Here is a 12,427-nt window from a genome sequence, read left to right as displayed (position 1 = left end):
TTGCCGGTCGCTCTAAGAGAGAATCGACGGGCCAGAACCGGACGAGGCCACCGGAGACATTCCAGGCGCGTCGGCACAGATATCCCGGATTTTCGCTGGTCCCACTTCACCCGGTACCCGGTGGAACCATCGGCCGGGACCCGACACGCACCGGCGCTCTCCTACGGGCAGTCCGCCGAGCTGTGTGATCATATTCGCCGGCCGACGCGCAGACTTCCGAGAAGCGCGGGCGATCGGCGGACAACCGGTCGGTCACGGTCGCCCTCGAAGGCCCCAGTATGCTCCGGTACGGATCAGTTGCAGACATCGCATGACGGGGAGCAGCGGATGGGACCTACCTCAACGGACGGTCGCTCCCGCGACGACACCGGCAGCGCTGACAGCTCCGGCAACGATGGCGACACCGGCATGAGCGACTATGCCGACAACGCTGGCTACAAAGCCAACAGCGACTACACCGGCTACGGCGACCACACCGGCAGTGGCGACTACACCGGCAGTGGCGACGACACCGGCAGCGGTAGTCGCAGTGGCGACACCACCGCCGTCGCCCGACCGGCGAGACACCGGCAGGGTTTCCATGCGGTGCTGGCCGGGCGGCGCCGGCGGTGGCTGCCGCTCGGCGGCGCAATCGCGGCTGTCGTCGTCATCCTTGTCCTCCTCGTCGTCGTTCTGAGTGGCGGAGGCGGCTCCTCGGCCCCGCACGTCGCCGGTACCACCGGACCCACGGCCGCGGCGAGCCCGCAGGCATCCGCCGGTCCATCCGGCCGCTGGGTGCTTGCCGCCGACACGCGCCCGCTGGACGGGCAGTCCGTGTCGGCCGCTGTGGATGTCACCCTGAACCCGGGTACGGACACCCTCGACAAGATCGAGCGCGTCAAGTTCTCCCTCGACGGCAACACGGTGGTCGACGACCGGGAGGCACCGTTCACGGTCCACCTCGACGCTGTGGCCGGCGGCAAACACACACTGACCGCGCGGGTCCGCACGAACACCGACAGCGCCGAAGTAACAGCCACCTTCACATCCACCGGGGATGGATCGACATCGGCCACGTCGGCTCCGGCCGCCGCGCCGACCGCCGAGGTACCAGCCGCCGTGCTGGCACAGGTACCAACCGCGCCGGCCCCATTGCGGACAGTCCCGGTGTCCACCGCTGATCAACTGAAGACCGCGCTCGCGGCCGCCCAGCCGGGAGACCTCATCGATCTCGCGGACGGTCAGTACAGCGGCCACTTCGTCGCCAGCCAGCCTGCGAACGCGAAGGCTCCGATCACGGTGCGTGGCTCACGCAACGCAGTGATCGACGGAGGGTCGATCAAGGAAGGCTACGGCTTCCATCTCGACAACGCCGACTACTGGCGCCTGGAGGGTTTCACCATCCAGAACGGCCAGAAGGGGGTGATGACCGACCAGACCAGCGGCGCGGTCATCACCGGGCTGCTGGTGCGCAACGTCGGCGACGAGGCCATCCACCTGCGGAACTTCTCCACCGACAACTTCGTCGTGGGATGCACCGTCAACGGCACCGGCCGCAAGGATCGCGGCTTCGGCGAGGGCATCTACATCGGCACGGCCAAGTCGAACTGGGAGAAGTTCAGCGGCGGGAAGCCGGACAACTCCGACCGCAACCAGATCATCGGCAACAGCATCAGCGGGGTCACAGCCGAGGCCGTCGACATCAAGGAAGCAACAACCGGTGGCGTTCTGAGCAACAACAGCTTCGACGGTTCGACGATCACCGGGGCGAACTCCGCGGACTCCTGGGTGGATGTGAAGGGCAACAACTGGCGCATCGAGGGCAACAGGGGTGTGAACAGTCCGAAGGACGGGATCCAGACCCATGTCCTCCTCGACGGCTGGGGCACGGGAAACATCATCACCGGCAACACGCTCGACGTCCGCGGCCCCGGCTACGGCGTCAGCATCGACAAGCCGGACAGGACCAGGAACACCGTCTCGTGCAGCAACACCGCCACCGCGGCGGCCAGCGGCCTGACCAACGTGACCTGCACCCGGTGAGGACAGGCCCGCTCTGACACCGCCCTACCCAGCTGGTCCGGCAGCCGGACCGACAGCCGGACCACTGTGATGGGAGAACCGAACCGGCTCGGCCAGGACGGCACCGGCGCCTTCAAGATCGGCGAGACGCGCGGCGAGCGTGGCCTCGGCGAGTCGGGCCGGTAGGGCGACGCTGAACTTGAGGCCGGCCAGCGCCTGCTCCCCGACGTGCGGCAGACAGAGCCGCTCACCTGCATCCGCGGTTGCGGCCTGCCACATCTGCGCGGTCAGGTCGGCGCGCAGCCGGATGAACGCCTCGTCGGCGCGCTGAAGCGGATCGGCCATGTCCGCGAGGGTGGCGGTCAGCGTGAGGTTGGCCCTGTACCCGGCCCACGTCCACCATCGCACGTCCCCGTTGTCGTCCCGGACGATGACGGTGCCCCGCGCATGAACGGTGTCGGGGTGCCGCGCACCTATCGCGTCGAGGCGCCGGGATGCACGCGTCGTCATCGCCACCGGCGGCCGGGCGCCGAGCATGATCTCCCGCATCGCCCGGGTCAGCCAGAAGGACAATCCGCCCATCCCGAAGGTGATCCAGCGAGCTTTCCCGCCGCCGTCGGCCGGTTCGACGTAGCAGCGCCGATGCGTCCAGTCGATGTGAGTGACGCGCCAGCTCCGGCCGCCGAGCAGAAGAAGGCGTGGCCCTGCCACCTGTTCGGTCAGCAGCACCGGGTCGGTCCGTCCGATCTCGTCGCGGCCGGATAGGACGCTGAATTCCGGCGCCGCGGTGAAGACTGCGGTCAGCGCAGAGAAATGCCGGTGGCCGAACCGGCGTTCCGCCTCCGGACCAATGAAGATCATTCCGCTGTCGGTGTCCAGGTACCCCTGCCTGACCAGGTGGCCCAGGATCGGTTCGCCGCCGCGGTCAAACGGGGCGAGGCCGTTCCACTCCTGGCTCCACGATCGGTCCCCGACGCGGTTCTCCTGGAGACAGAGCGCGAGGATCTGCTGGGCGACGATGTGGCGTGGCTGCGGGGGCGGAACAACCGGCTCAACCCAGTGCTGTCCCCACAGCAGGAGCAGGCCGGCGGCCCGCAGCAGCGCGCCATCGGACAGCACCAGGAAAAGACAGTTGCGTACGGCGCCCGGCCGGCGTCCGGTGCGGCCCAGACGCTGCAGAAACGACGCAACAGTGCCGGGTGCGTCCAGTTGGATGACCCGGTCAAGATCGCCGACATCGATGCCCAGTTCCAACGTGCTCGTCGCGACGATCACACAGTCCCGGGCCTGCGCGAACGCCTCCTCCGAACGGCGCCGCTCGTCCGCGGACAATGACGCGTGGGAAAGGAAAGTCGTGACTCCGCGTTGTCGCAGTGCCTGGCCGAGCTCTTCGACGAGCTTTTTCGAATCGCAGAAGACCAGACGTTTCTCGCCCCGGTGCAGCGCCGCGAGCACGGTTGCGGCGTTGGCGACCGATCCGACATAGTCCAGCTCGATGTCAGCGGTGGGAGGATCAACCGATCCCGATCCCGATCCCGGCCCCAGCCCCGGCACGAGCGCGGGCATCCCCCGCACCTGGGGCGCGACCACCCGGGCGGGACGCCGGCCCGCCGCCGATCCCTGCAGCCAGCGCAGAAGATCCTGCGGATTGCCGACGGTGGCCGAGAGCCCCACCCGTTGGACGTCCCGTCCAACGAGCCGTTGCAACCGTTCGACGACAGCGAGCAGATGCCATCCACGATCGTCACCGGCGAAGGAGTGGATCTCGTCGACGACGACGGCACGAAGGTCGGAGAAGAAGGAGCGATGATCGACGTTGACGCTGACGAGCATCGCCTCCAACGACTCCGGCGTCGTCAGCAGAACATCGGGACGGGCACGCAGGATGGCCTTCCGTCGCCGGTCCGTGACGTCACCGTGCCATACCGCCGACTGGCGGCCGAGCCAACCGGTATAGGTGGCCAGCCGTGGCTCCAGGTTGTTGAGCAGCGCCTTGAGCGGACAGAGGTACACCAACGAGGTCCCGCTCCAGTTTTCCGCCGCCATCCGGGACAACAGCGGGAACAGGGCCGCTTCGGTCTTGCCGCCGGCGGTCGGCGCGAGCAGCAGGGCGTCGTCACCGCCGATCAGCGGCGCTACCGACTCCTCCTGGAGCGGGCGGAGTCTCGGCCAGGCGAGTGTGTTGACGATGTGGTGGAGGACGACCGGATGCAGCAGGTCGGCATCGTCGCTCACGGCAGGTCGAGCTGGACGTCATCGGCGAAGGCCGCGTTGCGCTCCACCTCGGTCAGCTCGGCCGCGGCCACCGTCAACGGGTAGTCGCGCCGTGGGTTGAAGTCACCGAACTGATCAACCCGGTCAAGGACGTCACCGACGAGCTTCTTCAGGAACAGCCGGGGCGCGACCCCTACCTTGCCACCGAGCTGGCCGGCCACGGCCGCGGCGAGGTCTGCGACGTAGCCGTCGTCGACGACCGTGCGGATCCGTTCGGGCGCGGCCGAGCCGTCCGCGTACAGCTCGCGGACCTTACCCCCGAGCTCGACGAGCGAATCCAGGGTGAATCCGGGCAGCCGGATCTGCACCGCCCGCGGATTGTCGAAACGGGCGTCGGTGGTGAAGTCGGTCGCGAGCCGCTGGGCAAGCGGTGGAAGCCGCTGTACACCCTGCGGCCCGTCATAGAAGGCGGGCGTGCCAGTGATGATCAGATAGAGACCGGGGAAGCGGCCGCCGTGCACCTCGTCGATGAGCTGCCGCAGCGCGTTGAGCGCCTTGTCGCGTGCGTCGGAGCGGACCCGTTGCAGGGTCTCCACCTCGTCGAGCACGACCAGCAGGCCCCGGTAGCCGCTGTCGCGCAGGACGACCAGCAGCCCCTGGACGAAACCGAGGGCACCGAAGTGGTCGAGGTCCCCGCGTACCCCGGCGGCACGCCGGGCGGATCCGGCGACGTGCGGCTGACCAGACAGCCAGGCGAGCACGGCCTGCGCGGTGGCCTGGTCGCCGGTGGCGGTCGCGGCCCGGTAGCCGCGCAGCGCAGCGGCGAAGGCGGGGGCTGCCCGGCCGACGTCCGCCAGCCGCCCCTCGAGCAGATCACCCACCGCTCGTTCGAGCGCCGCTGCGTCGGCCGGATCCACCCCGCCGGCCGCGAGAACATCGTCCTCCAGGGCGTAGAACCAGGCGTCCACGACAGGGCGCAGCGCGCTCGGTGGAAAGGTCGCGGTGGCCAGCCGTTCGGTGAGTCGACGGTAGACCGTTTCCAAGCGGTGCAACGGCGTCTCGTTCTCGGAGATCTGCACCTCTGCTGTTGCAAGGTTCAGCTGCTTAGCCCGCTCGGCCAACCAGCGGGTGAGGAACGTCTTCCCGGAGCCGTACTCCCCCCGCACGGCTTTGAAGACCGAGCTTCCCGCCGCAACCGCCGCGAGGTCGTCGGCTACGGCGCTCTCGAATCGACGCAGGCCGACCGCGAGCAGATCAAGGCCCGACTCGGGCACCGCTCCGCGGCGCAACGCGTCGAGCACGTCCCGGCGCCGCACGACGCTGGCCCTGGTACTGGCCCTGGCGTTCACCGGAGCCTGCCGGACAGGCCGAACTGCTCGCGCAGCAGGACCACGTCGAGCCGGACGGTCCGACTGTCGTCGATCAATGAGAGCACCGGGTAGTTGTCGACGTTGAAGATCCGCTGCAGCGTGGTCGCGAAGCCGACCGCCCGGCCCGGATGCTCACCGGCCCGTTCAGCCACGACAGCGGTCGCGAGCCTGCCGTTGGCGTGCAGCAGCGCGGCCAGCGCAGCGGCGATCTTCCTGGTGGGCACCGTACGCGGCGTCAACCCGGCTTGAGCCCTGAACATCTCCGTGGCGAGCAACTCCTCGACCACGGCATCCACCCCCGTTCGTGCGGATGCGGGTACCGATGTCGGTACGGGCGTGCCCACGGCTGGCGTGGGCTCCGGCGCGTACCCCGGCGCGTGCTCCGGCGCGGGAAGGTCGAACGCCGCCTGGCCCTCGTGCACCGGCGCCCGGCGCCTGGTCCTACGCGGCGCAGGAGCCACGGCGGGATGCAGTGGTGGCGGTGCCGCTGACGTCACACCGGCGGGAGCCTGTTCAAGCGACCACCAGCCGGGACGCTGGTCGGCCAACGGCCGCCAGCGGGGTGGCACCATGTCCGTGCCTGAGGGCGCGAAGGGCAGGAATGCCAGTACGGGAACGGTTACCTCGGCCGGGGACGCGCCGCCGTGGTAGCCGGCCCTGCGGGCGGTATAGCGCAGCTCAGGATTCCACAGGGCGACAATCCGACCACCGGGGACCACCACCCGCGGCCCGGCCAGCTCGACCTCACCGTCGGCTACAGGCCCCTCACCGGACCTGTGCCGCGCCGAAAGAGCGTCGGGGGCGCCCGTCATCCGACCGCCGTGCTCGGGCACGTACCCGTGATCGCTGGTGAGCACCACAGCCCGCCCGGTGGCACGGGCATGGGCCATGACAGCCTGCAACCCCCAGATCTTCGAGACCGTCCAACCGGTGTCGAAACCCTCGTGGCCGGCGTTGAGGCTGTCGTCGACGGTGTTGATGACCACACCGACCACCGCGGCGTCGCCGTGTAACGCCTCGGTCAGCCCGGTGGCCAGGCGGGTGCCGGGACCACCGTGCAGGTCACCGCGATGGAACAGCCGGACGCTCTGGCCGCGCCAGAGCCGGTGCCGTTCGAAGGCGGCCTTCTCGTCGTCCTGGCCCCCTTCGGTCAGCCGCCCGGACAGCAGGGAGGCACGGGAGACGGCCGTCACCGTGGGAAGCGCGGCGATGGCCGCTCGACGGCGAGCCGGAGCGCCGGGTTCGGTGCTGAGCGGCTCGCCGATGGGCTCGCCGATGGGGTCGTACTCCTGCCAGCCCTCACCTCGCAGATCCTGGGCCAGCGCGACGGCGACGGCCGCGCTCATGCCGTCGAGGATGACGAGCAGCACCCGAGCGCCGTCCGCGCGCAGCATCGGGGCGACGACCCGTTGGAGCACGGTCTCCACGACGAGGGCCTCGCCGGGAGGGGTGCCCGCCGACGTCCACGCCGCCAGGCGACGCGCGAACGCATCGTCAAGGCCGCGGCGGCGCTGCGCTCCGGCGACGTACACGGCCCGGTATGCCGCGGACAGCGCTGGATGGACGTCCTCACCGGCCCAGATGTGCTGCAACGCGACGTCGGCCCAACCCCAGTCGGCGAGGTGCGCGTCGACGCCGGCTCCCGCGCTCTGCGGCGGCCCGGTCCCGGTGGCGAGCCACTGGACCAGCCGCTGGGCCATCATCACCTGCTCAACCCGGCGGTGCCGTGCGCGGGACAGGCGGTGGCGTCGCAGATCGGCGACCGCGGCCGCCGACACTGCCACCTGCTCCGGATCGAAGCCGGGCAGGCAGGCTCGCACGGCGGCGGCGAAGACTCCGGCCCGATGCTCGAAGCCCGACGGCAGCACATCGCTGACCCGCCCCGCCTCCTGTGCGCCGAACTGGAGGAGCAGTTCCTCGGCACGGTCGAGCACCGCGGGTGCGTACCCGTCCTCCCCGCCCGATCCGCCGGGACTGTTCGCCGCGCGATCGAGCAGGCCGACGATCACGTCGTGGGCCACTGCGGCGAAGGCCCGCAGCGTGGCGTCGTCGAGATGCGGGGCGTCACGCTGCCCGTCGCCGAAGTACGCCTCGACTCGCCCCTGTGCCCGTTCACTCCCGGCGGGCCTATCCGGTCCCCACAGGCACGCACACACCAGGCCCAGCGGTAGCGCATCGCTCCCCCGGCCGGAATCGACCAACGCGAACAACGCGCGCGCGGCCCGGCCCGTCCTGGCGGTGAGCCAGTCGACGAGTCCCCGTCGTTCCTCGGCACGCAGCGCGCGGAACGCCTCCGTGGCGCCGGGCAGGAAGCTCCAGCGCAGCAGCGCCGGCGCATCGATCCCGTCGGCGCCCAGCCCGAGCCGGTCAAGGCCCAGCCGGCGTGCGGCGAGCTGGCTCACCGCGGCGTCCCGGCTCAACACTGCGCCGGGCAACCGGGGCCACCCGCCTGGCGGCATCGCGTCGAGCAGCGCCTGGGCGGCCCACCGCTCCCCGGCGAGCCGGGGGTCCAGGCGGGCCGCGCCGAAACTTTCCTCCACCAGCGCCCACGGCTCCACGACATGGACCCGGTGCCGGTGGACCTGGCTCAGCACACTGTCACCGAGCTCGCCTTCCTCCCGGTCGGTGAGCAGGACGAGAAGCCGGCCGCCGGGCGTCCCGGACCATGCGGTTGTCTGCTCAAGCACCGCGAGTGGTGACACGCAGGGCACCACCCGGACATCCTTGCCGTCGACCTGGAACTCGGCCTCACCCTCCCAGACCGGCTCGGCGCGGATCAGGACGATCGGATGCGTCAGCGTCCCCGGTCGGCTGCCCGCCGGGCGCAGCAGACGGCGTACGCGCTGCTCGAGCGCGATCGGGCTGATCCGCGGCACCCGGGCCGACGCGGCGGCCGGGTATGTCACGGCGCCGGTCGCCACGTGATCTCCACCTCGCCGGGCTGCCCGGCGGCGGCATCGCGCAGCTCGGCCACGGCCCTGTCGAGATCGGCCGTGTCCCGGTCGGTGACCGGAACCCGCCAGCGTTGTTCGCCCCGCCGGCCGGTCCGCGGGGGCGCAGGCGGTGGCGGTGGCGGTGGCGGACCAGGTGGCGGTGGCGGACCAGGTGGCGGTGGCGGACCAGGTGGCGGTGGCGGACCAGGCCGTGCAGGCCGTGCAGGCGGTGCAGGCGGTGCAGGCGGTGGCGTGGCGGGCAGGACCCGGCGCAGCAGAGCGGTGGTGTCGGCCCGGGTGATCACGAGCGCCGGTGGCAGGGACCCGGTCAACTCGTCGTTGCGCGCAGTCCGGCTCAGCGCGTCCAGGATGGCCTGTGCCGCGGCCCGGTGGGGTTCCGCGAGCCGGTCGATCATCTCGAAGGTGTCCCACGGTGCCGTGGCGAGCGCGTCCGCGACGGTACGAGCGCTCTTGACGCTCCTGCCTATCCGGTCAGCCGGCCCGCCCAGGTCCGCGCCGCCCAGACAGGTGACGATCTCTGCCCCGGCCCGTAGGCCGGCCAGCGACTCGAGCAGGTCGAGAGCGCGACGGGCCGTGTGCAGTCGCCCGGTCTCCGCATCCGCGTCGAGACCGAGCTGCGCCGCGTGCCGTTCGAGTTGTTCCACCAGGGCACGCGAGTCCGGGCCGTGGTGGCGGGCGCTGCGACCTACCTCGGCGGCGAAGTCGCGGACCAGCCGGCCGCGCAGCAGGGTCGGAGCCGCCACGCCGAAGATCTTCGCCGCGCGGGCGCGGGCGGTGTCCCACTCCTGCTGGGCGGGCAGCCGCTGTTCCCGCAGAGCCATGTCACCACTGACCGCGTTGATCTCGGGAGACGGGTCGAGGAGACCGCCGTGGCGCAGCCATACCCGGTCGGTCTGCTCGGCGAAACAGGCGACGACCAGGCACGCGACGAGCCGCTCCAGACCGCGGGGATCAGGTTCGTCGGTCCACCGGATCAGGTTGGCGACCGTGAGGTCGCCTGCGATCTCCTCCTTGGCCGCCATCCGTTGGAAGTGTTCGACCCAGTGACGGCCGACGACGAACGCGGCCTCGTGCATCTCTCCCAGCCCGAGCGGGTTGGCGATGCGCTTCATCGTCGCCCGGTCGGCCTTGGCGACCTCGACGCGGCCGTCGTCCGCTTCGACGGCCGCGCGTACGTAGGAGAAAACGATCTTCGCGTCGGCGGGCCGGACGACCGCGCCGGCGCGGTCGGGGTCGAAGTCCGGATGGGCGGGGAACTGTTCGACGAGCATGTCCCCGGCGATCCGCCGCAGCGCATCCTTCATCGCCGCACCGACCGGCAGGACGGGGCGCAGTCCGGGCCACAAGGTGAGCAGGTGATCGTCGAAGGCGACGTCGACGTCCTCGGCCTGCTTGCGGGCCAGGCCGTACGCCTGGCGGAGCACGCCGCGGATCCTGGTCAGCAACGCGTCCCGCCGGCTTTCCAGGATCACCCTGGCCCGCTGCCGGTCGGCGGCGCTCAGATGCTGGGCGTGGCTGTCGAAGCGCTGCCCGCCGAGCAACCCGTCGAGGACGACCAGATGACGCAGGTCACCGAGGCGTGCGGCCGTGAACTGCGCGGGCAGCCAGCACACGGTGCGCGGCTGGGCGCCGGACTCGATGAGCGTCTGCACCCGCTGGCGGTCGTCGGCGGAGCCGTGGGAGCCCTCATCGAAGGGGTGGTCGACGATGAGCCGCCATGCGGACGGGTCGAGCGGATGGAACGCCTCGTCCCGCAGCTCGTCGGTATCCCGCACGTTGCCGAAGAAGATCTCTATCGACCGCTTACCGCCGCGCCAGGTCAACTCGGCGTGGTCGACGAACGTACCGGTCGCGGCGACACCCATCTCCTCCCATAACAACCGCTTGACCAGGAGTTTGCGCGCGCCGATGCCGTCGTAGTGCCCGGCGGAGGCGAGGATGCTGTCGACCTCGACACCGACCAGCTCCAGGGACACACCGGGGTCGTCGGCCGGGGTGAACTTGATCTCACCGAACCGGCCCGCCCAGGATTCGATCTTTCGGGCGACCCGCGTGTTCTCCTGGCCGGGGATGGGGCTGGTAATGCTGCCGTGGTTGAGCGCCGACAGACGCCGGACGGTCAGGTTGCGCAGCGCCGGTACCGAGGGCGCGAGCGCGGACAACAGCAGCGTCTTGATCAGCCGGTCGTCGCCGGTGAACGCGCGGATCCGGGCTGCGAGCTGGGGATCGAGCGGGGGATCGAGCGGAGGGTCGACCGCCGCCGGGGTACGGCGGATCCGCTCGAGGTCGTCCTCACCGAGCCCGTTCTGGTCGAGCAGGTACGGACGCAGGCGCGTCTCGTACAGCTTCTGCGCCGCCTCGAACTCGGCCTTGAGCTTCTCGGTGAAGGGCTGGTCCCCACCCCGACTGATCACGTCGTACAGGTCGCCGAGCGGGACGAGCTGGCCGAGCCGCAGGTCGTCGCGGTGGTCGACGAGGAGCTGGCGCATCAGCTTGAGCGCGGTACGCGATCGCTGCAGGGCGCTGGAGACGTGGACGAGAGTGTCCATGAAGGCGGGGCTGAACGGGTAACTGAGCCGAAACGAGCCGATGTCGGCGCCGGTGGTGGCGTCCGCGCCGAGCAACGCGTCCCACACCTCGTGACGGACCTTGGTCGTGGACTCGAACGCCTCCTCGATCGCAACCCGGGCCTCGTCGCTGACCGGGGTGAGCAGGCGGCGGTTGGCGACGAGGGGGAGGTTGCGGTCCTCCAGAGTGATCAGGTCGAAGCGGCCGCTGGCGAGGTTGAGGGTGTCCTGGAAGCTCAGCTGGACGGCGCCGGCGACATGCTCGCCGACGAGCTCGCGCAGGTCGCGCTGGCGGGCGATGAAGCTGATGATCGGGATGGGACGCCGGGCGTCCCCGCCTTCGACGAAGTTGGTGACCTTCTGGACCTCCCGGGAGACGAACTCCTGGTCGCCCATGGCGTTGGCGAGCCAGAGGATCAGTTCGTCGAGGAAGAGCACCAGTCCGTCGTAGCCGAGACTCTTGGCGTGCGCGGCGATCTCGGTCAGGCCGCGGTCGAGGGAGATGAACCCCTCCGCGTCCTCCCGGGCGTCCTCGGCGAAAACGGGCAGCCAGCTGGTGAGTAGGTCGGAGACCAGTCTGCGGCGCTGTGTGTCCTCATGCCCGGCGGCGAACGCCTCGTCGAGCCGCTGCGGCGTCCAGTACCGCTCCTCCTCGCCCCACTCGTCGTCACCGCCGCCATCTCCGCCGTCACCGCCGTCATCTCCGCCGTCACCGCCGTCACCGCCGTCACCGCCGCCGTTGCCACCCGGCAGGCCCTCGATGAACCTGGCGTCGCCCATTCGGGCCCGCAGGTGGCGGGCGTTGTCCAACAACGCGTCGGTGCGGTGCACCGCGGGGATCGGCGCGTCCGGATGCAGGACGCGAACGTAATCGGCGTAGCCGCCGAGAACCCGCTGTTCCATCGACTTGGCGCCGAGCATGTAGTACGGCACCAACAGATAGCGCTTGCCGGCCAGAAAGGCGTCGTGTTTGGCGAGCACGCCGGCGAGCTCGTCCCTGCGGCGGGCGGCGGGCTCACCTCGCAGCAGGGCGTGCAGGACGGCCATGAAGTGCGACTTGCCGGACCCGAATGAACCGTGCAGGTAGGCGGCCTTCGATCCACCTCCACCGACCGCGGACGCGATCAGACCAAGCGCCTGGTCGAAGTTCGCCACAAGACGATCGGTGATGACGTAGTCGCGCAACGTCGCCTCGGCGTCGGTGACGCCCTCGGTGAGTTTGAGGACGAAGTCGCTGGTGCTCGTACGTTGCGGGATGTGGATGAACTCGCGCAGGAGAGCCTGATGTGTCGGTGGCACGCGCGTCACGGTAACGCACCGG

At 70.4% G+C, this 12,427-nt stretch carries 5 protein-coding genes; 1 reads left to right on the top strand and 4 read right to left on the bottom strand.

The window, feature by feature from the left end; all coding sequences use genetic code 11:
* The first annotated feature begins 327 nt into the window (after window positions 1-327).
* On the top strand, window positions 328-2,022 hold the full coding sequence (locus tag U9978_RS12150; RefSeq protein ID WP_322761208.1) for a right-handed parallel beta-helix repeat-containing protein: 1,695 nt from the start codon (window positions 328-330) through the stop codon (window positions 2,020-2,022).
* Between the two features lie 24 nt (window positions 2,023-2,046).
* Here U9978_RS12150 and U9978_RS12145 read toward each other — a convergent pair whose 3' ends face one another.
* The 4 genes from U9978_RS12145 to U9978_RS12130 are packed head-to-tail and all read right to left on the bottom strand — an operon-like array spanning window position 2,047 to window position 12,405.
* On the bottom strand, window positions 2,047-4,236 hold the full coding sequence (locus tag U9978_RS12145; RefSeq protein WP_322761207.1) for a DEAD/DEAH box helicase: 2,190 nt from the start codon (window positions 4,234-4,236) through the stop codon (window positions 2,047-2,049).
* Window positions 4,233-5,564 (bottom strand): BREX system ATP-binding protein BrxD, encoded by a 1,332-nt coding sequence (gene brxD / locus U9978_RS12140; RefSeq protein WP_322761206.1) that lies wholly within the window; start codon window positions 5,562-5,564, stop codon window positions 4,233-4,235. The genes U9978_RS12145 and brxD overlap by 4 nt, the downstream gene beginning before the upstream one ends.
* Window positions 5,561-8,506 carry a BREX-2 system phosphatase PglZ gene (pglZ, locus tag U9978_RS12135; protein WP_322761205.1) on the bottom strand — a complete coding sequence of 982 codons (2,946 nt, stop codon included), beginning with the start codon at window positions 8,504-8,506 and terminating at the stop codon, window positions 5,561-5,563. The genes brxD and pglZ overlap by 4 nt, the downstream gene beginning before the upstream one ends.
* Window positions 8,488-12,405 (bottom strand): phage resistance protein, encoded by a 3,918-nt coding sequence (locus U9978_RS12130; protein ID WP_322761204.1) that lies wholly within the window; start codon window positions 12,403-12,405, stop codon window positions 8,488-8,490. The genes pglZ and U9978_RS12130 overlap by 19 nt, the downstream gene beginning before the upstream one ends.
* Window positions 12,406-12,427 lie beyond the last annotated feature (22 nt).

The organism is Protofrankia sp. Cr2 (assembly GCF_963555885.1).
Taxonomy (GTDB): domain Bacteria; phylum Actinomycetota; class Actinomycetes; order Frankiales; family Frankiaceae; genus Protofrankia.
This window is presented reverse-complemented; position numbering and strand designations above follow the sequence as displayed.